The organism is Paracoccus haematequi (genome assembly GCF_900631945.1).
GTDB lineage: Bacteria > Pseudomonadota > Alphaproteobacteria > Rhodobacterales > Rhodobacteraceae > Paracoccus > Paracoccus haematequi_A.
The window spans coordinates 65,415-89,207 of record NZ_UZWE01000033.1; the positions used below are offsets into that span (position 1 = coordinate 65,415).

At 68.1% G+C, this 23,793-nt stretch carries 19 protein-coding genes and 1 tRNA gene; 13 read left to right on the forward strand and 7 right to left on the reverse strand.

Features of this window, described 5'->3' with window-relative positions; genetic code table 11:
• Window positions 1-37 precede the first annotated feature (37 nt).
• From PARHAE_RS11960 to PARHAE_RS11990, 7 genes are read left to right on the forward strand one after another with little or no spacing between them, the layout of a single operon-like run.
• Window positions 38-1,966 carry an acetyl-CoA carboxylase biotin carboxylase subunit gene (locus tag PARHAE_RS11960; protein WP_126154849.1) on the forward strand — a complete coding sequence of 643 codons (1,929 nt, stop codon included), beginning with the start codon at window positions 38-40 and terminating at the stop codon, window positions 1,964-1,966.
• Window positions 1,959-2,678 carry a glutathione S-transferase family protein gene (locus PARHAE_RS11965; RefSeq protein WP_126154850.1) on the forward strand — a complete coding sequence of 240 codons (720 nt, stop codon included), beginning with the start codon at window positions 1,959-1,961 and terminating at the stop codon, window positions 2,676-2,678. The genes PARHAE_RS11960 and PARHAE_RS11965 overlap by 8 nt, the downstream gene beginning before the upstream one ends.
• The gene (locus PARHAE_RS11970; protein WP_126154851.1) at window positions 2,671-3,534 is read left to right on the forward strand and encodes a hydroxymethylglutaryl-CoA lyase; all 864 of its coding nucleotides are present in this window, start codon (window positions 2,671-2,673) and stop codon (window positions 3,532-3,534) included. The genes PARHAE_RS11965 and PARHAE_RS11970 overlap by 8 nt, the downstream gene beginning before the upstream one ends.
• Window positions 3,527-4,309, forward strand: coding sequence for a crotonase/enoyl-CoA hydratase family protein (locus tag PARHAE_RS11975; RefSeq protein ID WP_126154852.1), 783 nt, complete (start codon window positions 3,527-3,529; stop codon window positions 4,307-4,309). Before PARHAE_RS11970 ends, PARHAE_RS11975 begins: the two co-directional genes overlap by 8 nt.
• A 40-nt stretch (window positions 4,310-4,349) precedes the next feature.
• A complete protein-coding gene (dut, locus tag PARHAE_RS11980; RefSeq protein ID WP_126154853.1) occupies window positions 4,350-4,805 on the forward strand; it encodes a dUTP diphosphatase in 456 nt (151 codons plus the stop codon).
• Window positions 4,806-4,809: 4 nt separating this feature from the next.
• Entirely contained in the window at window positions 4,810-5,862 is a 1,053-nt protein-coding gene (locus PARHAE_RS11985; protein WP_126154854.1) for a HesA/MoeB/ThiF family protein, read from the forward strand.
• Window positions 5,863-5,886: 24 nt separating this feature from the next.
• Window positions 5,887-7,911 carry a M3 family metallopeptidase gene (locus tag PARHAE_RS11990; RefSeq protein WP_126154855.1) on the forward strand — a complete coding sequence of 675 codons (2,025 nt, stop codon included), beginning with the start codon at window positions 5,887-5,889 and terminating at the stop codon, window positions 7,909-7,911.
• Here the strand turns inward: PARHAE_RS11990 and PARHAE_RS11995 are convergent.
• Entirely contained in the window at window positions 7,908-8,474 is a 567-nt protein-coding gene (locus PARHAE_RS11995) for an SH3 domain-containing protein (protein WP_126154856.1), read from the reverse strand. The two genes, PARHAE_RS11990 and PARHAE_RS11995, sit on opposite strands and share 4 nt — an antisense overlap.
• Window positions 8,475-8,645: 171 nt before the next feature.
• Here PARHAE_RS11995 and PARHAE_RS12000 point away from each other — a divergent pair, with 171 nt between their 5' ends.
• Together PARHAE_RS12000 and PARHAE_RS12005 are read left to right on the forward strand one after the other, a co-directional pair.
• Window positions 8,646-9,647, forward strand: a complete 1,002-nt coding sequence (locus PARHAE_RS12000) for a 2-hydroxyacid dehydrogenase (protein ID WP_126154857.1) — start codon at window positions 8,646-8,648, stop codon at window positions 9,645-9,647.
• Between the two features lie 73 nt (window positions 9,648-9,720).
• A complete protein-coding gene (locus PARHAE_RS12005) occupies window positions 9,721-10,872 on the forward strand; it encodes an MFS transporter (protein ID WP_126154858.1) in 1,152 nt (383 codons plus the stop codon).
• A gap of 29 nt (window positions 10,873-10,901) precedes the next feature.
• On the opposite strand, the gene panB is transcribed toward PARHAE_RS12005, so the two are convergent.
• On the reverse strand, window positions 10,902-11,711 hold the full coding sequence (panB, locus tag PARHAE_RS12010; protein ID WP_126154859.1) for a 3-methyl-2-oxobutanoate hydroxymethyltransferase: 810 nt from the start codon (window positions 11,709-11,711) through the stop codon (window positions 10,902-10,904).
• 8 nt (window positions 11,712-11,719) lie between these two features.
• Window positions 11,720-12,571, reverse strand: coding sequence for a pantoate--beta-alanine ligase (gene panC / locus PARHAE_RS12015; RefSeq protein WP_126154860.1), 852 nt, complete (start codon window positions 12,569-12,571; stop codon window positions 11,720-11,722).
• Between the two features lie 168 nt (window positions 12,572-12,739).
• Between panC and PARHAE_RS12020 the strand changes: the two genes are divergently transcribed.
• The gene (locus PARHAE_RS12020) at window positions 12,740-15,232 is read left to right on the forward strand and encodes a GcvT family protein (RefSeq protein ID WP_126154861.1); all 2,493 of its coding nucleotides are present in this window, start codon (window positions 12,740-12,742) and stop codon (window positions 15,230-15,232) included.
• Between the two features lie 21 nt (window positions 15,233-15,253).
• Here the strand turns inward: PARHAE_RS12020 and PARHAE_RS12025 are convergent, their stop codons facing one another.
• The 3 genes from PARHAE_RS12025 to PARHAE_RS12030 form a co-directional block, all read right to left on the reverse strand.
• The gene (locus PARHAE_RS12025) at window positions 15,254-15,808 is read right to left on the reverse strand and encodes a TetR/AcrR family transcriptional regulator (RefSeq protein ID WP_126154862.1); all 555 of its coding nucleotides are present in this window, start codon (window positions 15,806-15,808) and stop codon (window positions 15,254-15,256) included.
• A gap of 149 nt (window positions 15,809-15,957) precedes the next feature.
• Window positions 15,958-16,131 (reverse strand): hypothetical protein, encoded by a 174-nt coding sequence (locus PARHAE_RS21095; RefSeq protein WP_164555229.1) that lies wholly within the window; start codon window positions 16,129-16,131, stop codon window positions 15,958-15,960.
• Window positions 16,104-16,178, reverse strand: a tRNA-Gly gene (locus PARHAE_RS12030). The genes PARHAE_RS21095 and PARHAE_RS12030 overlap by 28 nt, the downstream gene beginning before the upstream one ends.
• Window positions 16,179-16,304: 126 nt before the next feature.
• Here PARHAE_RS12030 and PARHAE_RS12035 point away from each other — a divergent pair.
• Together PARHAE_RS12035 and PARHAE_RS12040 are read left to right on the forward strand one after the other, a co-directional pair.
• Window positions 16,305-16,952, forward strand: coding sequence for a DUF5671 domain-containing protein (locus PARHAE_RS12035; protein ID WP_241232788.1), 648 nt, complete (start codon window positions 16,305-16,307; stop codon window positions 16,950-16,952).
• Window positions 16,945-17,319, forward strand: a complete 375-nt coding sequence (locus tag PARHAE_RS12040) for a hypothetical protein (RefSeq protein WP_126154863.1) — start codon at window positions 16,945-16,947, stop codon at window positions 17,317-17,319. Before PARHAE_RS12035 ends, PARHAE_RS12040 begins: the two co-directional genes overlap by 8 nt.
• 4 nt (window positions 17,320-17,323) lie before the next feature.
• Here PARHAE_RS12040 and uvrA read toward each other — a convergent pair whose 3' ends face one another.
• Complete coding sequence (gene uvrA / locus PARHAE_RS12045; protein ID WP_126154864.1) at window positions 17,324-20,176, reverse strand: excinuclease ABC subunit UvrA; 2,853 nt, start codon at window positions 20,174-20,176, stop codon at window positions 17,324-17,326.
• Between the two features lie 184 nt (window positions 20,177-20,360).
• Between uvrA and pyc the strand changes: the two genes are divergently transcribed.
• Window positions 20,361-23,792, forward strand: coding sequence for a pyruvate carboxylase (gene pyc, locus PARHAE_RS12050; RefSeq protein ID WP_126154865.1), 3,432 nt, complete (start codon window positions 20,361-20,363; stop codon window positions 23,790-23,792).
• Window position 23,793 lies beyond the last annotated feature (1 nt).

A 23,793-nucleotide genomic window follows, 5' to 3' on the forward strand; every position in this document is an offset into this window, starting at 1 on the left:
AAGCCCCCGGCTTGGCCCGCCACATGCAGGTGCCGCCATGTTCCAGAAAATCCTGATCGCCAACCGGGGCGAGATCGCCTGCCGCGTCATCGACACCTGCCGCAGGCTGGGTGTGCGCACGGTCGCGGTGTTTTCCGACGCCGACCGCGCCGCCCGCCATGTCGCCATGGCGGACGAGGCTGTCCATATCGGCGGACCCGCGCCAAAGGACAGCTACCTGCGCGGCGACGCGATAATCCGCGCGGCGCTGGATACCGGCGCCCAAGCCATTCATCCGGGCTATGGCTTCCTGTCGGAAAACCCCGATTTCGTCGATGCAGTGACGGCGGCGGGGCTGGTCTTCATCGGGCCGTCCGCCAGCGCCATCCGCAAGATGGGGCTGAAGGACGCGGCCAAGGCGCTGATGGCCGACGCGGGCGTGCCCGTGGTGCCCGGCTATCACGGCGACAACCAGGATCCCGCCCATCTGGAGGAACAGGCGGGCCGGATCGGCTATCCCGTCCTCATCAAGGCCGTGGCGGGCGGCGGCGGCAAGGGAATGCGCCTTGTCGAACGCCCGGCCGATTTCGCCGCCGCCCTGCAATCCGCGCAGGGCGAGGCCGCGACCGCCTTCGGCAACCCCGCCGTGCTGGTCGAGAAATACATCCAGCAGCCCCGCCATATCGAGGTCCAGGTCTTCGGCGACGGCACCCGCGCCGTCCACCTGTTCGAACGCGACTGTTCCCTGCAACGCCGCCACCAGAAGGTGATCGAGGAAGCCCCGGCCCCTGGCATGACCGCCGACATGCGCGCCGCGATGGGCGACGCGGCGGTCCGGGCCGCCGAAGCCATCGGCTATTCCGGCGCGGGCACCATCGAGTTCATTGTGGATGGCAGCCGCGGCCTGCGCCCCGACGGCTTCTGGTTCATGGAGATGAACACCCGCCTGCAAGTCGAACACCCCGTGACCGAGGCCATTACCGGCGTCGATCTGGTCGAATGGCAGCTACGCGTCGCCAGTGGCGAGGGGCTGCCCGCCCGGCAACAGGGTCTGGCCATCCACGGCCACGCCTTCGAGGCGCGGCTGTATGCCGAGGACGTGCCCGCCGGTTTCCTGCCCGCCACCGGGCGGCTGGCCCATCTGAAATTCGCCGAGGATGCCCGCAACGAGACCGGCGTCCGGCAGGGCGATACGATCAGCCCCTGGTATGACCCGATGATCGCCAAGGTCGTCACCTGGGGCAAGACCCGCGCCATCGCCCTGGGCAAGCTCGAGGCCGCCTTGGTCGATACCGAGGTTGCGGGCACCGTCACCAATATCGACTTCCTGATCGCCCTGACCCGGCATCAGGGATTCCGCGCGGGCCAGGTCGATACCGGCCTGATCGGTCGCGATCTGGATGCGCTGGTGGCGGCCTCGGGGCCCGATGCGGCCGCGCGCGCTCTGGCGGTGATCGGACTTGCGGGGCTGGCCGATCCGGCCGTCAAGGGCGGCATGACCCTGTGGCAGCCCCTGCGCCGCACCGTGGCGTGGCAGGGCGGCCAGGCCGTGCTGGAGGTGCTTGGCCCCGGCGCCGCGCGGGTCACGCTGGACGGCCAGCCGCTTGATGTCCGCTGGCAGGGCGACCGCTGGTGGGTGGACGGCGCCCTCTGCCGCCACCGCATCACCGCGCATGAGGCGGGCGTCAGCACCTTCGGCGCGGGCAGCCTGCATCTGGTGCCGCTTGATCCGCTGGACCGGCAGGCGGATGCCGGGGCAGGGGCGGCGCTGACCCTGTCGCCCATGCCGGGGCTGGTGAAATCCGTCCATGTCGAGGCGGGCCAGGCTGTGAAGGCGGGCGACCGGCTGGCCGTGCTGGAGGCGATGAAGATGGAACACAGCCTGACAGCCGCCCGCGACGGCGTGGTGGCCGAGGTGCTGGCCAATGCGGGCGACCAGGTCGAAGCCGGCGCCCCCCTGATCCGGCTGGAGGACGAGGATGCCTGATCCCACCCCTACCGACGCGCCGCCCCCGGCACAGGGCGGCCCGGTCAAGGACACCACGGCCGAGATCATCCTGTGGCACGTCCCCCTGTCGCGGTCGATGCGCATCCTGTGGCTGCTGAACGAATTGGACCTGCCCTTCACCCTGCGCGTGATGGACCTGCGCGGCAAGGACATGCGCGCCGCCGAATACGCGGCCATCCATCCGGTTGGCCGCGCCCCCGCCTTGCAGATCGACGGCAGCGTGATCCACGAATCCGGCGCCATGGTCGAATACCTGTGCGAAACGCGCGGCCCGCAACTGTGGCGCGCGCCGGGGGCCGAGGGGCGATTGGGCTGGCTCGACTGGCTGCATTTCGCCGAAACCATCGGCCAGCATATCGCCAACCTGACGCAAAGCCATTTGATGTTGCGCGATCCTGCCACGCGGTCGCTGACCGTGATGAAGCTGGAAACCGCGCGCCTGGCCCGCGCGCTGCGGCTGGTGGAACAGGCGGTCGAGAGCCAGGACTGGCTGATGGGGCAGGGATTTTCGGGCGTGGACTGCGCCGTGGGCTGGTCGGTCTGGACGGCGGGCCGCTTCACCCGGCTGACGCCCGCGCTGCAAGCCTATGCCGACCGCTGCACCGGGCGCCCCGCCTTTCAGCGCGCTCTGCCGCAGGAAGGCGAGCCGCAGCTTTACGAACGCGATTTCTACGAGCTTCCCGATGCCTGACACCGTTGAAATCTTCGAAATGGGGCCGCGCGACGGCCTCCAGAACGAAAAGCGCCTGATCCCGGCGGCGGACAAGATCGCCCTGGTCGACCTGCTGTCGCAGGCCGGTTTCCGACGCATAGAAGTCACCAGCTTCGTGTCCCCGAAATGGGTGCCGCAGATGGGCGACGCGGCGCAGGTCATGGCGGGCATTACCCGCGCGCAGGGCGTCCGCTATGCCGTGCTGACCCCGAACATGAAGGGCTATGAGGGTGCCAGGGCCGCGCGCGCCAGCGAGGTGGCGATCTTCGCCAGCGCCTCGGAAGGGTTCAGCCGCGCCAACCTGAACGCCACCATCGCCGAAAGCCTGGAACGGCTGGCTCCGGTCGCGGCGGCGGCGCGGGATGACGGCATCCCGGTTCGCGGCTATGTCAGCGTGGTGACGGACTGCCCCTTCGATGGTCCCACCCCCCCCGCCCATGTCGCCCGCGTGGCGGCGGCGCTGCGCGACATGGGCTGCTATGAGATCAGCCTGGGCGACACCATCGGCCAGGGCCGCCCCGAGACCGTCGACGCCATGCTGGCCGCCGTGCTTGATGAACTGCCCGCCGACCGGCTGGCAGGGCATTACCACGACACGGCGGGCCGGGCCTTGCAGAATATCGACGCCAGCCTGGCGCGCGGGCTGCGGGTCTTCGACGCCGCCGTGGGGGGCTTGGGCGGCTGCCCCTATGCGCCGGGCGCGGCGGGCAATGTCGCCACGGAAAAGGTCGCCGCGCATCTGGCCGCGCGGGGATATGTGCATGGGCTGGACATGGCGATGATCGACAAGGCCGCCGCCTTCGCCCGCAGCCTCAGGGGGACGGCCCATGTTTGAAACGATCCGCATCGACACGGACCCGCGAGGGGTTGCGACCCTGTGGCTGGCGCGCCCCGACAAGCACAACGCCCTGTCACAGAGAATGATGGAGGAACTGACCCAGGCTGCCGCGCAACTCGGCGTCGATCCGGCGGTGCGTGTCGTCGTGCTGGCGGGCGAAGGCACCAGCTTCTGCGCGGGCGGCGACCTGGCCTGGATGCGCGCGCAGATGGACGCCGATGCGAACACCCGCAGGGCGGGCGCGCGCGTGCTGGCGGGGATGCTGTCGGCGCTGAACCTGCTGCCCAAGCCGCTGATCGCACGGGTCCACGGCAATGCCTTCGGCGGCGGCGTGGGCATGATGGCGGTGGCCGACATCGCCATTGCCGCTGATGCCGCGCGCTTCGGCCTGACCGAGGTGAAGCTGGGCCTGATCCCCGCCACCATCGGCCCCTATGTCCTGGCCCGGATGGGAGAGGACAAGGCCCGGCGGGTGTTCTTCTCGGCCCGGCTGTTTGACGCGGACGAGGCGGTGGCGCTGAACCTTGCCGCCCGCGCGGTCGCCCCCGGCGATCTGGACGCGGCGGTGGAAGCCGAGGTCGCGCCCTTCCTGCTGGCAGCCCCCGGCGCGGTGGCGGCGGCCAAGGCGCAATGCCGCGCCCTTGGCCCGCGCATCGACCAGGCCGTGATCGAGGACAGCATCGACCGCCTTGTCGCCGTCTGGGAAGGGGACGAGGCCCCGGAAGGCATCGCGGCCTTCTTCGACAAGCGCAAGCCGCGCTGGCAGGTCTGACCCGCATCCGCTATGGCGGACCCGGAAGAAAGGGGGCGTCATGGAAGTCAGGATACTGGACCCGCGGATTCGCGACTGGGGGATCCCCGATTACCAGACGGCGGGATCGGCGGCGGTGGATCTGTTCGCCTGCGTGGACGAACCGCTGGAAATCGCCCCCCAGGCGCCGGCCGTGCTGATCAGCGCCGGGATCGCGCTGTCCTTCGGCGATTTCTCCTTTGCCGGGCTGATCCTTCCCCGGTCGGGGCAGGGGCACAAGCGCGGGCTGGTGCTGGGCAATTCGACCGGGCTGATCGACCCGGATTACACGGGCGAGATCCTCATCAGCACTTGGAACCGCAACCCTGCCGGAAGCCCCCCCATCACCGTCCAGCCGGGCGAGCGGATCGCGCAGATGATCTTCGTCCCGGTGCTGCGGCCCGCCTTCACGGTGGTGGACAGTTTCAGCCGGGAAACGGCGCGGGCGGCGGGCGGCTTCGGCTCGACCGGGGCGTGATCCGGTGACGGGGGTCTGGCTGCTGGCGGCGATTGCCGCAGGGGGCTGGGTCTTCGGCCTGCCGCGCCGCTGGCTGCTGGCGGTGCTGGCGCTGGCCTGGGCGGGGATCGTGCTGTCGCATCTGGCCGGGATCGGCCTGTTCGGCGGATCGGCGCGCGGCTGGCTGGTCGCGGGCGGGCTTGCGGCGCTGATCCTGGCCTATCGCGCGGGACTCTCCTGGCTGCGGGCGCGCGCTCTGCCGGTTGACCAAGCCGCGTCCCCACCGCCTGTCCCTGCGCCGCCTGCGGTCAGCGATGCCGAGCTGGACCGCTATGCCCGCCATCTGGTGCTGCGAGAGATCGGCGGGCCGGGCCAGATGCGCCTGCGCGACGCGCGGGTGCTGGTGGTGGGCGCCGGGGGGTTGGGGGCGCCGGTCTGCCTGTATCTTGCGGCGGCGGGTGTGGGGCGGATCACGGTGGCCGATGACGACAGGGTCAGCCTGTCCAACCTGCAACGCCAGGTGATCTTTCGCAGCGACCAGCAGGGGCAGGGCAAAGCCCAGGCCGCCACCGCCGCGATGCGCGCCCTGAACCCGCATGTGCAGGCGACACCCCTGCCGCGCCGGATCGCGGCGGATGACGTGGAACTGGTTGCCGAACACGATCTGGTCCTGGACGGCACCGACAGCTTCGCCGCGCGCGAGGCCATCAACCGTGCCTGCGTCGCGGCGGGCGTGCCGCTGATCGCCGGGGCCATCGCGCAATGGGAAGGGCAGGTCACGATTGAAGACCCGGCGCGCGGCGGCCCGCGCCTGGCCTGCCTGTTCCCCACCGCCCCCGCGCCCGGCCTTGCCCCGCCCTGCGCCGAGGCCGGCGTGATCGGCCCCCTTCCGGGCGTCGTCGGCAGCCTGATGGCGATGGAGGCGGTCAAGCACCTGACCGGCGCCGGGCAGGGCCTGCGCGGGCGGATGCTGATCTTCGACGGGCTTTACGGCGAAAGCCGCATGATCGGCACCGCGCGGCGGGCGGATTGCCCGGTCTGCGGATCGGGTCTGGAAGGCGGCGCCTCTGCCCCTTAGGTTCGTTGCAACCAAGGAGGCGCCATGAACCCCGAACTGACCCGCTGGACCGGCCCCGAGGGGTTGCCCCGGTTCGATCTGATCGCGGACGACGACTTCGCCCCCGCCTTCGACCGCGAACTGGCCGCCGCCGAAGCCGCGATGGAGGCGATCGCCGCCAATCCCGAACCGCCCAGCTTTGCCAATACCGTCGCCGCGATGGAAACGGCCGAGGACGGGCTGAACCGCGTCCTGTCGATCTTCTATACGCTGGCGAATGTCGATTCGAACCCCGCGAGAGAGGCGCTGCAACGCGACTTCGCCCCGCGTCTTGCCGCCTATAACAGCAAGACCGGCATGGACCCCCGCCTTTATGCCCGCGTCAGGGCGGTGGCGGAAACGGCCGACCACCTGCCGCCTGAGGACCGGCGCATCACCGAACTGGCGCTGCGCGGCCTGACCCGATCCGGCGCCGGGCTTGACGGCGCGGCGCGCGACCGCATGGCCGAAATCCGCGCCCGGATGGCCGTGTTGACCACGCAGTTTTCCCAGAACGTGCTGGCCGATGAACGCGATTATGTCTTGCCGATCCCCGACGACCGGCTGGCGGGGCTGCCCGACTGGCTGATCGCGTCCCTGCGCGCGGCGGCCAAGGCGAGGGGGCTGAACGGGCAGATCGTGACGCTGAACCGATCTCTGATCGTGCCGTTCCTGGAACATGCGGGTGACCGGGCGCTGCGCGAGGTGGCGTTCCGGGCCTGGACCGCGCGCGGCTCGGGGCAGGGCGCGGGCGGCGCCGCGACCGACAACCTGCCCTTGGTGGCCGAGATCCTGGCCCTGCGCCACGAACGCGCCCGGCTGCTGGGCTATGCCGATTTCGCCGCCTACAAGCTGGAACCCGAAATGGCGGGCAGCGCCGACCGCGTGGCCGAATTGCTGAGCCAGGTCTGGGAACCCGCCCGCGCCCGCGCTTCGGCGGACGAAGCCCGGCTGACCGCCATGCTGCGCGACGACGGTGTGAACGGCGCCCTGGAACCCTGGGACTGGCGGCATTATGCCGAACGGCTGCGGCGGCAGGACCACGATTTCGACGCCGACCAGGTCAAGCCCTATCTGACGCTGGACGCGATGCTGGGCGCGATGATGGATGTCGCGCACCGCCTGTTCCGGCTGGAGTTCCAGCCCCTTGAAGCGCCGCTCTGGTCGCCCGACGCCCGCGCCTGGCGGATCACCCGCGACGGCAGGCTGATGGCGATCTTCGTGGGCGATTACTTCGCCCGCCCCTCGAAACGGTCGGGGGCCTGGTGTTCGTCGCTGCAAGTTCAGCACAAGATCGGCGCGGGCCAGCGTCCCATCGTCGTCAATGTCTGCAATTTCACCCCGCCCGAGGCATCGGGCGCACCCGCCTTCCTGTCCTGGGACGACGCCCGCACGCTGTTCCACGAGTTCGGCCACGCCACGCATCACATCCTGTCGGATGTGGACTGGCCGTCGATCTCGGGGACGGCGGTGGCGCAGGATTTCGTCGAACTGCCCAGCCAGCTTTACGAACACTGGCTGGAACAGCCCGCCGTGCTGGACGCCCATGCGCGGCATTACCAAACCGGGGAACCGCTGCCCGCCGACCTGCGCGACCGGCTGCTGGCGGCGGGCAAGGCGGATGCGGGGTTTTCCACGACCGAATACCTGGAAAGCGCGCTTGTGGATCTGGCCTTCCACCGGGGCGACCCGCCCGCCGATCCCCTGGCCGCCCAGGGCCGGGCTTTGGCGGACCTGGACGCGCCCGCCGCGATCCCGATGCGCCACGCCACGCCGCATTTCAGCCATGTCTTCAGCGGCGACAGCTATGCCAGCGGCTATTACAGCTATATGTGGTCCGAGGTGATGGACGCCGACGCCTTCGCCGCCTTCCAGGAGACCGGCGACATCTTCGACCCGGCGACCGCGCGGCGGCTGGAGGAGACGATCCTGTCCAAGGGCGGCTCGGCCCCGGCGGATCAACTGTGGCTGGCCTTCCGCCAGCGGATGCCCGGGGTGGACGCCTTGCTGCGCGGACGTGGGCTGGCCTAGTCCCGCACCTCGTCCGGGTCCACGCCCCAGATCGAGGTCTTGGGCACCCAGCCCCGCTGCCCGCCGCCGGAAATGCGGCACCAGCCGGGGTTGCATTCGCCCAGCCGGACGATGGCGCCCATCTCGGCGCGCGCGACGATGTCGGCGTCCGGGTTGGGGCGGTTGCGCAGTTCCACCATGTCCTGCGTCACAAGCGCGGTGCGCACGCCCGACAGCAGCGCATAATGGACCCAGCCGCCGGCGCCGTCCTTGTCCTCGACCCGGCGCCAGTGGCCGAATTCGGCGACGACCCGCAGCGGCATCCCGGCATGGCGGAACACCCAGTCGATCCGGTGCGACAGGCTGGGGCCGCGGCGGGCATTGCCCTCGGACCCCTTCAGGCTGACATAGCGGGGGACGGGCAGGTTCGTGACCGGGCCGCGCGTTCCGGCCTGGCCCTGGTCCTGGACGCGGACGATCCGTGCATCGGCCGATTGCGGCACGACGGCCGTCTGCGCCAGCGCCAGCCCCGCCGATGCTGCGAAAGCCAGCGCCGCGCCACCGAAAAGCCTGCCTGTCCTCATGATCCCGTCCGTTCCTGCCGACCGCCTTGCGGCGGCCCTTTCTGCCCTCTGCCGAGGCCGCGCAGCGTCCCCGATGGGGTCTTGTGCCTGCCCCATATCGCGGGCAGTTTGCCAAAAGCGGCGCCAGTTTGAAAGGCCGCCCCGACATGACATCGAGAAAGTGAGGCCATCATGCACAGCCCGCAACCCTCGCGCCAGAAACTGCGCATCGTCGTGACGCGCCGCCTGCCCGAGGCGGTCGAGACGCGCATGAAGGAACTGTTCGACGTGGTGCTGCGCGAGGACGACGCCAAGATGTCGCGCGACGACCTGGCGGCGGCGATGCGCGGGGCGGATGTGCTGGTCCCGACCGTCACCGACCATATCGACGCCAACATGCTGGCCCAGGCCGGAGAGCGGTTGAAGCTGATCGCCAATTACGGCGCGGGTGTCGATCACATCGACGTGCATTCCGCCCGGCAGCGCGGCATCCTGGTCAGCAACACCCCCGGCGTCGTGACCGAGGATACGGCCGACATGGTGATGGCGCTGATCCTGGGCGTCACGCGGCGCATCCCGGAAGGCATGGCAGAGATGCAGGCGGGCCGGTGGGCCGGATGGGCGCCGACCGCGCATCTGGGCGGCCGCGTCGGCGGGCGCCGCCTGGGGATCCTGGGCATGGGCCGGATCGGCCAGGCGGTCGCCCGGCGGGCCAATGTCTTTGGCATGCAGGTCCATTACCACAACCGACGCCGCCTGCGCCCCGAAATCGAGGAGGAATTGCAGGCCACCTATTGGGAAAGCCTGGACCAGATGCTGGCGCGGATGGACATCATCAGCGTGAACGCCCCGCATACGCCGTCGACCTTCCATCTGCTCAATGCGCGGCGGCTGAAGCTGCTGAAACCTTCGGCGGTGGTGGTGAACACCTCTCGCGGCGAGGTGATCGACGAGAACGCGCTGACGCGGATGCTGCGCGCCAAGGAAATCGCGGGCGCGGGCCTGGACGTGTTCGAACACGGGCACGAGATCAACCCCCGCCTGCGCGAGTTGCCCAACGTGGTGCTGCTGCCGCATATGGGATCGGCCACGGTCGAGGGCCGCGCCGAGATGGGCGAGAAGGTCATCATCAACATCAAGACCTTTGCCGACGGCCACCGTCCCCCGGATCTGGTCGTGCCGTCGATGCTGTAAGGGTGGGGGCGCTGCCCCCGTCCCCGTGCCGGGGACTCCCCCGGGATATTTTCGCACAGAAGATGGGATCGGGATGACGGCTGCTGTCGGGATCGGGGCGCGTTGGGCAGTGTCCGCGCTGTTCTTTGCGAATGGGCTGGTGGTCGGAAGCTGGGCCCCGAAGCTGCCTGCGATGATGGCGCGGCTGGGGATCGGCGAATCGGTGGCGGGGCTGCTGGTCCTGTCGCTGGGCGTCGGGTCGATCTGTCTGATGCCGGTCTTTGGCGCCCTGGTGGCGCGGCGCGGGTCGGCCTGGGCGGTCAGGCTGGCGGCGGTGCTGTTCGCGCCAAGCCTGATCTGGATTTCGCTTGCGCCGACGGTGTGGGCGGTGGCGGCGACGGTGCTGGTCTTCGGCGGGCTGATCGGCGCCATGGACGTGGCGATGAACGCCAATGCCGTGGCGGTCGAGCGCGCGCGACGGCGGGCGATCATGTCGTCCTGCCACGGGTTCTGGTCGCTGGGCGGCCTGGCGGGGGCAGGGGCTGGCGGCCTGGGCATCCAGGCGATGGGCGAGCTGGCCCATGCTGTCGTGGTGACGGGGATCGTCGCCGCGATCCTGGCCCTGGCTTTTCCCCGGCTGCTGCGCGACGGCCCGGAAGGCGGGCACGCGCACCAGCCGCTGCGTCTGCCGCGCACGCCGCTGCCCTATCTGATCGGGGTGATGGCGCTGGCCTCGATGATCCCCGAGGGTGCGATCCTCGATTGGGCGGCGGTTTACCTGCAACGGGAAATGGGCGCCTCGCTTGCCCTGGCGGGCTGGGGTTTCGCCGCCTGCGCGGGGACCATGGCGGTGATGCGCTTCCTGGGGGACGCCATCCGGCGGCGGCATGGCGCGGTCAGGACGTTGCAGGCCAGCACGGTGATCGCCATGGCGGGACTGGCGCTGGCGGCCCTGGCGGGATCGCCCCCGCTGGCGCTGATCGGCTTTGGCTTGGCCGGGATCGGCATCGCCAACATGGTGCCGATCGCCTTTTCCGCGGCGGGAAACCTGCCCGGACTGGCGCAGGGGGTGGGACTGTCGGTGGTGACGACGATGGGCTATTCCGGAATCCTGCTGGCGCCCGGAACCATTGGTTTCCTGGCCGAACGCACCGGCTTTTCGGTGATCTATCTGGGCCTGTCGCTGTTGCTGCTGGTGCCGCTGGCCCTGTCACGGCTGGCGCGCACGGCGGATTTCGAGGGCTAGCGACCAAGGCTCATGCGGCGCATGATCCGTCAGCGATAAACGTTCCCGTCACCCGGAAAGCCGCGGTCCCGGACGGCCGCCGCATAATCGGCGATGGCCTGGTCCGCCTGCGCCCCCAGATCGGCGAATCTGCGGACGAAGCGGGGCACCCGGCCGGTCAGGCCCAGCATGTCGTCCAGCACCAGGATCTGCCCGTCGCAGCGGACCGAGGCGCCGATGCCGATGGTGGGCGCGACCACTGCCTCGGTGATGCGGTCGGCCAGATCCTCGACCACGCCTTCGACGACGATGGAGAAGGCCCCGGCTTCGGCCACGTCGGCCGCGTCCTGGATATGGCCCGCCCAGCTGTCCGTTTCGCGGCCCTGGGTCTTGAAGCCGCCGAAGGTATGCGTCTGCTGCGGCGTCAGCCCGACATGGCCCATCACCGGGATGCCGCGTTCCGTCAGGAACCGGATCGTCGGCGCCATGCGGCTGCCGCCTTCCAGCTTGACCGCGCCGCAGCCGGTTTCGCCCATGATCCGGGCGGCGTTGCGGAAGGCCTGCTGGGGGCTTTCCTCGTAGCTGCCGAAGGGCATGTCGATCACCACCATGGCGCGGCTGCTGCCCCGGACGACCGCCTGGCCGTGCAGGATCATCATCTCCATCGTCACGCCGATGGTGGAGGGCAGGCCGTGGACCACCATGCCCAGGCTGTCGCCGACCAGGATGATGTCGGCATGGGGGTCCACCCTGGCCGCCAGCGGCGCGGTATAGGCGGTCAGCGCGACGATGGGGGTGGCGCCTTTGCGGGCAAGGATCTGGGGGGCGGTGACGCGCTTGACGGGGGCTTGGGCGGACATCGTGTCGTTCAGCCTTTCGGATGCGCGACCCGCTGGTCGATCAGCAGCACGTCGCCGAAGCGGACGGCCAGCAGGATCGCCACCGGGCGCTGGATGGAGGCGATGCGCGACAGGTCGTCGGCATCGCGGATGTCGATGGACCGGATTTCGGCCAAGGGTTCGGCGCGGATCATGCGGCGCAGTTCCGCGCGGATGGCGGCCAGGCCGGCGCCCTCGGCCACCATCCGCGCCGCGCGGTCCAGGGCGCGGGCCAGCACCGGGGCGGCGGCGCGCTGCGCAGGCGACAGGCGGCGGTTGCGCGACGACATGGCAAGGCCGTCGGCTTCGCGCACGGTGGGCACGGGCAGGATTTGCACCGGCACGTCCAGATCCGCGACCATCCGCCGGATCACGGCAAGCTGCTGGTAATCCTTCTCGCCGAAGGCGGCGGCATGGGGCTGGACGATGTTGAACAGCTTCGTCACCACCGTCGCCACCCCCCGGAAATGGCCGGGGCGCAACCGGCCCATCAGCATCCGGGACAGGCCCGTCACCTCGACCACCGTCTGCGCGCCGGGGCGATAGATGTCGGCGACGGTCGGCAGGAACACCGCGTCGCAGCCCGCCTTGCGCAGCAGGGCCAGGTCGTTTTCCTCGTCCCGAGGATAGGTCGCCAGATCCTCGTTCGGGCCGAACTGCGTGGGATTGACGAAGATCGAGGTCACGACCCGGCCGCCCCCCTGCGTCTCCAGCCAGGCCCGCGCCGCCGCGACCAGGGCCAGATGCCCGTCATGCAGCGCGCCCATCGTGGGCACCAGGGCCACGCGGCCCTGGCCCAGCCGCCAGTCGCGCATCGCCTGCCTGTCACGGCATATCTGCATCCGGTCCCCCATCCCCCCAGTGGCGCGCACCCTAAGGGACCGCTACAGATTCGCACAAGTGCTGCGTCGCAGCATGTCGCTTTTCGCCATTATAGGTCGGGCTTAACGAACCGTTTGGCGCGCGCCGTGGCAGTAACAGGGCAACAACAAGCCCAGGGAGTCGCGCGGATGAAGTCGCATGTAAAGGTTCTTGTCGTCGGGGGCGGCGCGGTCGGCTGCGGCATCGCCCTGCATCTGGCCCGCGCCGGATGGGAAACCCTGCTGGTCGAGCGGGACGAGCTGACCGCCGGATCCACCTGGCACGCGGCGGGCCTGCTGCCGCTGTTCAACATGGGCTATGCGACGACCCATATCCATGACTATTCGGTGAAGCTGTATGCCGAACTGGAAGCCCAGACCGGCCTGAACGCGGGCTTCACGCGCTGCGGCAACCTGCGCATGGCCCAGACCGACGCCCGGATGGACGAATACATGCTGTATTCCGCCACCGCCGAGACGGTGGGGATCGAGCATGAATTCCTGTCGCCCCGGCAGATCAAGGACCGCTGGCCCCTGGTCCGCACCGAAGATCTGAAGGGCGCGTTGTTCCACCCGACCGATGGCTATATCAACCCCGCCGACGTGACCCAGGCGATGGCCAAGGGCGCGCGCATGGCCGGGGCCGCGATCGAGCGCAAGATTCAGGTCAATGCCTACAAATGGACCGGCAGCGAATGGATCGTCACCTGCGAAAAGCTGGTGGAAAAGGGCGGCAACCTGGTCGGTTCCGGCGAGACCTTCGAGATCCGGGCCGAGCATGTCGTGACCGCGACCGGCAACCACGCGCAGCGCACCGCGCGCCTGCTGGGCATCAAGATCCCCGCGATCCCGGTCGAGCACCAGTATATCGTCACCGAACCCGACCCGGCCCTGGTCAAGTGGCGCGCCGAGGGGAATCCCGAACATCCGGTCCTGCGCGATGCCGACGCGAAATGGTATGTGCGCGAGGAACGCGGCGGCTGGATCCTGGGACCGTATGAAAGGAACGCCCCCGCGCGGTTCCTGTATGACGTGCCCGACAGCTTCCGCGCCGACCTGTTCCCGCTGGACCTGGAACGGATCGAGGAAGAATACATGTCGATGATCCATCGGATCCCCAGTTCAGAGACGGTGGGGCTGAAGGACGATTTCAACGGCCCGATCTGCTATACCCCCGACGGCAACCCGCTGGTGGGCCCGGCGCCGGGGTTGCGCAACATGTGGCTGGCCGAGGGGTTCAGCTTCGGCATCACGGCGGCGGGCGGGGTGGGCCATTACCTGACCCAGATGATGGTCGAGGGCGAGGCCGAGATCGACATGGCGTCCCTGGATCCGCGCCGCTACGGCGGCTGGATGACCACCGAATACGCCGCCCGCAAGAATGAGGAAGCCTATGAACACGTCTTCATCCTGCACCACCCCGACGAGGAACGGGAAGCCTGCCGCCCGCTGCGCACCTCGCCCGCCTATGACCGGCAGAAGGCGCGGGGCGCGCAGTTCGGCCATGTGAACGGCTGGGAACGCCCGAACTATTACGCGCCCGAGGGCTTTGACGACCATGCCAGCCGCAGCTTCCGGCGCGGCGGCTGGTGGCAATATGCCAAGGAGGAGGCCGAGGCGATCCGCAACGCGGCGGGCCTGATCGACGCCACGGCATTCGCCAAGCATACCGTCAAGGGGCCGGGCGCGACCGCCTTCCTGGACTGGCTGACGACCAACAAGCTGCCCAAGGTCGGCCGCATCAACCTGACCTATGCGCTGACCGATGCGGGCACGACGCGGACCGAATACACCATCGTCCGCCTGGCCGAGGACAGCTATTACCTGGTCTCGGCCGGGGCCTGGGCGGCCTATGACGGCGACCATCTGGTGAAATCCGCGCAGGACTTCATGGCGGCGGGCGGCGGGTATGTCGGCATCCAGGACGTGACGACCCAGTGGGGGGTCTTTGCCCTGGCCGGGCCTGCATCCCGCGACATCCTGGCGAAACTGATCCGGGACGCTCAGCCGGAAACCGCGCTGTCGAACAAGCGGTTCCCCTGGCTGTCGGCCAAGCAGATCGAACTGGGCATGGTGCCGGTGAACGCCATCCGCGTCGCCTATACGGGCGAGCTTGGCTGGGAACTGCACCACCCGATCGAGATGCAGAACCACCTGTTCGACCGGCTGATGGAAGCGGGCGAACCGCTGGGCATGAAGCTGGTCGGCGCGCGGGCGCAGAACTGGCTGCGGCAGGAAAAATCCTATCGCGCCTTCGGCACGGAACTGGGCCGCGACGCGACGCCGTTGGAAGCCGGGCTGGACCGCTTCGTCGATCTGTCCAAGGACTTCCGCGGCAAGGCGGCGATGCAGGACAAGGGCATCCGGTCGATGTGCGTCACGCTGCTGATCGACGGGCCGCAGGACGCCGATCCCTGGGGGCGCGAGGGGATTTTCCTGGACGGCCGGAAGGTCGGGCGCCTGACCTCCGGCGGCTATTCGGTGGCTTTTGGCAAGCAGATCGGCATGGGCTATGTCCGCCCCGACCTGGCTGCGCCAGGGACCAGGCTGAAGGTCCGCATGTTCCGCGACTTGTGGGATGCCGAAGTGGCCGAGGACAGCCCCTATGATCCGCAGAACGCCCGGATCCGAGTGGACGGCTGAAACTGCGCGTGGCGCCGCCGGTCAGCCGATCAGCAGGCGCAACGCGGCCTCGTATGACGAGAGCTCCAGGGGCGAATTCGGCGGCCGGCGCTGACCCATGTTCAGCGCCGCATAGCCGTGCGTCAGCCCCCAGACAGCGGTTTCCAGGGCCGCTGCCGGGCGCCCCTGGACGAAGGGCGCGCACATCTGTTTCAGCACGAAATAGCTGCCAAGCGCGGTCTTGCCCAACTCGGGGTCTTGGGTGGACAACTGGTCGAACATCAGCCGGAACAACCCTCTGCGCGAGGATGCGAACTGGATATAGGCCAGGTTCACGCCCAGAAGGCGCTGAAACGGATCGCTGTCGGACATGCCGTCGCGCGCGGCATTCAGGTGGTCCAGGAAGGACTGGAATCCGCAGGTCGCGATCGCGACCTTCAGCCCCGGCAACCCGCCGAAATGATGCGCCGGCGCGGCATGGGACACGCCCGCCCGTGCGGCTATTCGCCGCAGGGTCAACCCTTCGGTCCCGTCCTCGTCCAGGATGTCCATCCCGGCCTGAATCAGTAGCTGGGGCAGGTCAGGGCGCGGGGCCATCCCATCTCCATACTCAACTTGACAGTGTAAAGATAATCGACAAAATATGCCGCGACCCGGATGGTTAACGGTACGCTCAGGAATGAGTCGGCCGTATTTTTTGTGCTTTTGTCAGGGGTTTCCGGGTCGCCTGCTTAAGCTCTGGCCTGTTATTGTTGTTTTTTCGAGTCATTGGTGATCGGGCCAGAGCCTTTTTGGGCGATCATAACCCTCATTGCAGATTCTGCAACCGACAGGCGAATTTTTTTATCCGGAAAAAACAAAAGCCAGACCCGAAGGTCCGGCTTTTTTTGTTTGGAGCGGGCGATGAGATTCGAACTCACGACCCTAACCTTGGCAAGGTTATGCTCTACCCCTGAGCTACGCCCGCATCCGTTCCCGATGGCGTATCGCCTTCGGTGAGCGGTGATTTATGGGACTGCGACGGGGGGTGCAAGAGGAAAATCGCCCAACCCCGCGAAATTTTCCGCCCCGTTGACAGTCTGGAGCAAAGCGCATGAACCTGCCCGGAAAAGGGGCGGGCACGGTGGCGACGGTCGATCATCTTTCGGATTTCGTGCGCGAGGCGTTGGCGTCCGGCCATGACGCGGCGCGAATCCGCGCGGCGCTTGGCGAGGCGGGCTGGACGGGGCCAGAGATCGACCAGGCCTTGTCCGCCTGGGATCCCGGCGGCGACCTGCCGCCGGTGCCGCGCCCACGGCCCTATGTCTCGGCGCGCGAGGCGATGCTTTACGCCCTGCTGATGATCGCCCTGGTGCTGGTCTGCTATCATATCCTTGGACTGGGGTTTCAGGTAATAGACCGAGTTTTTCCCGACTTGGTGGACAGGGGACTGCGCGACAGCGGGTCGATGCGGTTTTCCATTGCCGCCCTCATCGCCTTTCTGCCGCTGTTCGTGGGACTGGACGCACGGATGGCGCGTCGCGACATCGGCTCTGATCCCCGGCGCCGGTCGCAGGCCCGCCGGGTCTTCGCGTCGATCACGGTGCTGGCGGCTGCCCTGGTGTTGCTGGGCGATGTGGTGGCCGCCGTCCATGCGTTTCTTTCGGGCGACCTGACGCCGCGCCTTGCGGCCAAGCTGGCCTTGGTCGCGCTGACCGGACTGCTGGTCGCCGCTTGCTATCGCGAGGATCTGGATGGCTAGGCGGTGGGCGGTCCATGGATTGACGGTGCTTGGCGTGACGGTGCTGGTGGCGGGGCTGGTCGCCACAGGCGGGCCGGGGCAGGGTCGGGCAGAAAAGCGCGACCGGACGCGGGACAACGACCTTGCCCAGATCGAGACGCTGCTCGACTGCAAGGCGCAACAGGCGGGGCAGGTTGTGGTCGATCCGACCCCGACCGAGGCTTGCCCGATGACGCCCCGCTTGGCCGATCCCTTTACCGCCGCACCCTATCGCGTCGAACTTGTGCCGCCCGACAGCGTCCGCCTTTGTGCAGACTTTGAACAGCCGGCGGAAATGTCCCTGCGCGACGAGGCAGGGTGCAGGGTGGGGCGGATAGAGATTCGCTAGACCGTCATTCCGCCGCCCGCACCCGCGCGGGTTTCAGCATCGGCGCCAGATAGCGGCCGGTATGGCTTTCGGGAACCTTGGCGACATCCTCGGGCGTGCCCTCGGCGATGATGCGTCCGCCGCCGTCGCCGCCTTCCGGCCCGATGTCGATGATCCAGTCGGCGGTCTTGATGACATCCAGGTTGTGTTCGATCACCACCACCGTATTGCCCTCATCGACCAGGTGGTGCAGCACCTCCAGCAGCTTGCGCACGTCCTCGAAATGCAGGCCGGTGGTCGGTTCGTCCAGGATATACAGGGTCTTGCCGGTGGACTGGCGGGCCAGTTCCTTGGCCAGCTTGACCCGCTGCGCCTCGCCCCCCGACAGGGTGGTGGCCTGCTGGCCGACCTTCACATAGCCCAGGCCCACCTGCATCAGCGCGTCCATCTTCGACCGGATCGAGGGCACGGCCTTGAAGAATTCCTGCCCCTCCTCGATGGTCATGTCCAGAACGTCGGCGATGGACTTGCCCTTGAACTGCACCTCCAGCGTTTCGCGGTTATAGCGCTTGCCCTTGCAGGTCTCGCAGGTGACATAGACATCGGGCAGGAAGTGCATCTCGATCTTGATGACGCCGTCGCCTTGGCAGGCCTCGCAACGCCCGCCCTTGACGTTGAAGCTGAAGCGGCCGGGTTTATAGCCGCGCGCCTTGGATTCGGGCAGGCCCGCATACCAGTCGCGGATCGGCGTATAGGCGCCGGTATAGGTCGCGGGGTTCGACCGGGGGGTGCGGCCGATGGGCCGCTGGTCGATGTCGATCACCTTGTCCAGATGTTCCAGCCCCTTGATCGTCTCGCAGGGGGCGGGGGTCTGGCGCGCGCCGTTCAGGCGCAGGCTGGCGGTCTTGAACAGCGTCTCGATGGTCAGCGTGGACTTGCCGCCGCCCGAGACGCCGCTGACGCAGACGAACTTGCCCAGCGGGAATTCCGCCGTGACGTTCTTGAGGTTGTTGCCGGTCGCCTTGACGACCGTCACCTTCTTGCCGTTGCCCTTGCGGCGCTCGGCGGGCACGGCGATTTCCCGCGCGCCCGACAGGTACTGGCCGGTCAGGCTGGCCGGATCGGCGGCGATCTCCTCGGGCGTGCCTTGGCTGACCACGGTGCCGCCATGGACGCCCGCGCCCGGCCCCATGTCGAAAACGTAATCGGCATGGCGGATCGCGTCCTCGTCATGTTCGACCACGATGACCGAATTGCCCTGGTCGCGCAGTCCCTTCAGCGTGTCCAGCAACCTATCGTTGTCGCGCTGATGCAGGCCGATGCTGGGTTCGTCCAAGACATACAGGACGCCCGTAAGCCCGCTGCCGATCTGGCTTGCCAGCCGGATCCGCTGGCTTTCGCCGCCCGACAGCGTGCCCGCCGCGCGGCTTAGCGTCAGGTAATCCAGGCCCACATTCACCAGGAAGCCCAGCCGTTCGCGGATTTCCTTGAAGATCGCCACGGCGATCTCGTTCTTCTGCCTGGACAGGTGCTTGGGCGCGGCCTCGATCCAGGCCAGGGCCTCGCGGATCGACAGTTCCACCACCTCGCCGATGTGGTTTCCGGCGATCTTCACCGCCAGCGCCTCGGGCTTCAGGCGATAGCCGTGGCAGGCGCCGCAGGGACGGTTGTTCTGATACCGCTCGAATTCCTCGCGCACCCAGGCGCTGTCGGATTCGCGCAACCGGCGTTCCATGTTGGGGATCACGCCCTCGAACACGCGGGTGACGTTATAGACCCGCCCGGCATCGTCGAAGCGGAAAGCGATCTCCTCGGCCCCCGATCCGTGCAGGAACATGCGCTGCACATCGGCGGGCAGATCCTTCCAAGGCGTTTTCTTGTCAAAGCCGTAATGCCTGGCAAGCGCGTTGATCGTCTGGGTCAGATAGGCCGATTTCGACTTGGCCCAGGGCGCGATGGCACCCTTGTCCACGGACAGGGCTGCGTCCGGCACCACCAGCCGTTCGTCGAAGAACAGTTCCGCCCCTAGCCCGTCGCAGACCGGGCAGGCGCCCAGCGGCGCGTTGAAGCTGAACAGGCGCGGCTCGATGTCCGGGATGGTGAAGCCGCTGACCGGGCAGGCGAAGTTTTCGCTGAAGGTGGTGCGTTCCGGGTCATCGCCCGCCGTTTCCACGATGGCGATGCCGTCGGCCAGGTCCAGGGCGGTGCGCAGGGAATCGGCCAGCCGCGTCTCCAGCCCCTCGCGAACGACGATCCGGTCCACCACCACGTCGATGTCGTGGCGGAATTTCTTGTCCAGGGTGGGCGGCTCGTCCAGCTCGTGGAATTGGCCGTTCACCTTGACCCGCTGGAAACCCTGCTTGCGAAGCTCCAGGAATTCCTTCTTGTATTCGCCCTTGCGGTCCCGGACGATGGGCGCCAGCAGATAGGCGCGGGTGCCCTCGGGCATCTCCATGATCCGGTCCACCATGTCCTGGACCTGCTGCGCCTCGATCGGCAGGCCGGTGGCGGGGGAATAGGGCGTGCCCGCGCGGGCGAACAGCAGCCGCAGATAGTCATAGATTTCCGTGACCGTGCCCACGGTGGACCGGGGGTTCTTCGACGTGGTCTTCTGTTCGATGCTGATCGCGGGCGACAGGCCGCTGATATGGTCCACGTCGGGCTTGCCCATCATGTCCAGGAACTGCCGGGCATAGGCCGACAGGCTTTCCACATAGCGGCGCTGGCCTTCGGCATAGATCGTGTCGAAGGCGAGGGAGGACTTGCCCGATCCCGACAATCCGGTGATGACCACCAGCTTGTCGCGCGGGATGTCCATGTCCACGCCCTTGAGGTTGTGTTCGCGCGCGCCGCGAACCTCGATGAACTTCTGTTCCATGCTGCGTCCCTGGCCGACCAAGCGCATCAGATAGGGGCGCGGTTCCAAAAAGCAACCGCAAAATGGGAACATCCTGCGAACACGACCTTGCGTAAACCTTTTGTTGCAGCCAGGCCGACGCGCCGCTTGCGCTGCGCTGCGGCATCGCTAGTGTTTCGCGCAACTGCGAAGGGGGACCGCGCGAATGTTTCAGAAAATCCTGATCGCCAACCGTGGCGAGATTGCGATCCGCGTGATGCGGGCGGCCAACGAGTTGGGCAAGAAGACGGTGGCCGTCTATGCCGAGGAGGACAAGCTGGGCCTGCACCGCTTCAAGGCGGACGAGGCCTATCGGATCGGCGAGGGTCTGGGGCCGGTGGCGGCTTACCTCTCGATCCCCGAGATCATCCGGGTGGCGAAGGAATCGGGCGCGGACGCGATCCATCCGGGCTATGGGCTGTTGTCGGAAAACCCCGATTTCGTGGATGCCTGCGTCGCCGCCGGGATCACCTTCATCGGCCCGCGATCCGAAACGATGCGCGCGCTTGGCGACAAGGCCTCGGCCCGGCGCGTGGCGGTCCAGGCGGGCGTGCCGGTGATCCCCGCGACCGAGGTGCTGGGCGAGGATTTCGAGGCGATCAAGGCCGAGGCCGCCGGGATCGGCTATCCGCTGATGCTGAAGGCAAGCTGGGGCGGCGGCGGGCGCGGGATGCGGCCGATCAACGGCCCCGAGGAACTGGTCGAGAAGGTCCGCGAAGGCCGCCGCGAGGCCGAGGCCGCCTTCGGCAATGGCGAGGGTTATCTGGAAAAGATGATCCTGCGCGCCCGCCATGTCGAGGTGCAGCTGCTGGGCGACACGCATGGCGGCCTTTATCACCTGTATGAACGCGACTGCACCGTGCAACGCCGCAACCAGAAGGTCGTCGAACGCGCCCCGGCGCCCTATCTGACCGACGAACAGCGCGCCGAGGTCTGCGAGCTGGCGCTGAAGATCGGCCGCGCCGTCGGCTATCAGAACGCCGGCACCGTCGAGTTCCTGATGGATATGGACAGCCAGCGGTTCTACTTCATCGAGGTGAACCCGCGCGTCCAGGTCGAGCATACCGTGACCGAGGAGGTCACCGGCATCGACATCGTGCAGTCCCAGATCCGCATCGCCGAGGGCGCGACCCTGGCCGAGGCGACAGGTGTTCCCAGCCAGGACAAGATCACGCTGTCGGGCCACGCGCTGCAATGCCGGGTCACGACCGAGGATCCGCTGAACAACTTCATCCCGGATTACGGCCGGATCACCGCCTATCGCAGCGCCACCGGCAACGGCATCCGCCTGGACGGCGGCACGGCCTATTCCGGCGGCGTGATCACCCGCTATTACGATTCGCTGCTGGTCAAGGTCACGGCCTGGGCGCAGACGCCCGAGGGGGCGATCCGGCGGATGGATCGCGCCTTGCGCGAATTCCGGGTGCGCGGGGTCAGCACGAATATCGACTTCGTGATCAACCTGTTGAAGCACCCGACCTTCCTGGACGACACCTATACGACGAAGTTCATCGACACCACGCCGGATCTGTTCCAGTTCGGCAAGCGCCAGGACCGGGCCACCAAGATCCTGACCTATCTGGCCGACATCAGCGTGAACGGGCATCCCGAAACCGCGGGCCGCGCCATGCCGCCCGCCCAGGCCCGTCCGCCGGTGCCGCCCGCCCCGAAAGCGCCGCCCGCGCCCGGCACCCGGCAGTTGCTGGAGGAGAAGGGCGCCCAGGCCGTGGCCGACTGGATGGCCGGGCAAACGCGCCTGCTGATGACCGACACCACCATGCGCGACGGCCACCAGTCGCTGCTGGCGACCCGGATGCGGTCCATCGACATGATCCGCGTGGCGCCCTCCTACGCCGCCAACCTGCCGCAACTGTTCAGCGTCGAATGCTGGGGCGGGGCGACCTTCGACGTGGCCTATCGCTTCCTCCAGGAATGCCCCTGGCAGCGGCTGCGCGACATCCGCGAACGGATGCCGAACCTGATGACGCAGATGCTGCTGCGCGCCTCGAACGGGGTGGGCTATACCAACTATCCCGACAATGTGGTCGTGTCTTTCGTGAAGCAGGCGGCGGCAAGCGGCGTCGACGTGTTCCGCGTCTTCGACAGCCTCAACTGGGTCGAGAACATGCGCGTCGCCATGGACGCGGTGATCGAGACCGGCAAGATCTGCGAAGGCACGGTCTGCTATACCGGCGACATGCTGGACCCGGAGCGGTCGAAGTATGACCTGGCCTATTACGTCCGCACCGCGCAGGATCTGAAGGCCGCCGGCGCGCATGTGCTGGGCCTGAAGGACATGGCGGGCCTGCTGAAGCCCGCCGCCGCGCGCGTCCTGATCAAGGCGCTGAAGGAACAGGTCGGCCTGCCGGTCCACTTCCACACCCACGACACTTCGGGCCTGGCGGGGGCGACGATCCTGGCCGCAGCCGAGGCGGGGGTGGACGCGGTCGACGCGGCGATGGACGCGTTCTCGGGCGGCACCTCTCAGCCCTGCCTCGGCTCCATCGTCGAGGCGCTGGAGGGGACCGAGCGCGACACCGGCCTGGACATCGCGGCGATCCGGCAGATCAGCAACTACTGGGAACGCGTGCGCGAGACCTACGCGGCGTTCGAAAGCGGCCTGCAATCCCCGGCATCGGAGGTCTATCTGCACGAGATGCCGGGCGGGCAGTTCACCAATCTCAAGGCGCAGGCCCGGTCGATGGGGCTGGAGGATCGCTGGCACGAGGTGGCCCAGGCCTATGCCGACGTGAACCGGATGTTCGGCGACATCGTGAAGGTCACGCCGTCTTCGAAGGTGGTGGGCGACATGGCGCTGATGATGGTGGCGCAGGGCCTGACGCCCGCGCAGGTGCTGGACCCGGCCGTCGAGGTCAGCTTCCCCGACAGCGTGGTGGACATGATGAAGGGCAACCTGGGCCAGCCCCCCGGCGGCTGGCCCGAGGCCTTGCAGCGCAAGGTGCTGAAGGGCGAGGCCCCGATCACCGACCGCCCCGGCGCGCATCTGGAGCCGGTGGACATGGAGGCCACCCGCGCGAAGCTGTCGGCCGACCTGGGCGTCGAGATCGACGACGAGGATCTGAACGGCTACCTGATGTATCCCAAGGTCTTTTCCGACTACATGGCGCGGCACGAGACCTATGGCCCGGTCCGCACCCTGCCCACGCGCAACTTCTTCTACGGCATGGAGCCGGGCGACGAGATCAGCGTCGAGATCGACCCCGGCAAGACCCTGGAGGTGCGCTTCCTGACCATCGGCGAGACCGACGAGAAGGGCGAGGTCAAGGTCTTCTTCGAACTGAACGGCCAGCCCCGCCAGGTCCGCGTGCCGAACCGCAAGGCCACCGGCACCAAGGCCGCCCGTCCCAAGGCCGATCCCTCGAACGCGGGCCATGTCGGCGCGCCGATGCCGGGGGTCGTCGCCTCGGTCGCGGCCACGGCGGGGGCGAAGGTCCGCCAGGGCGACCTGCTGCTGACCATCGAGGCCATGAAGATGGAAACCGGCCTCCACGCCGACCGCGACGGGGTGGTGAAAGCCGTCCACGTCCGACCAGGCGAACAGATCGACGCAAAAGACCTGCTGGTCGAAGTCGAGTGAC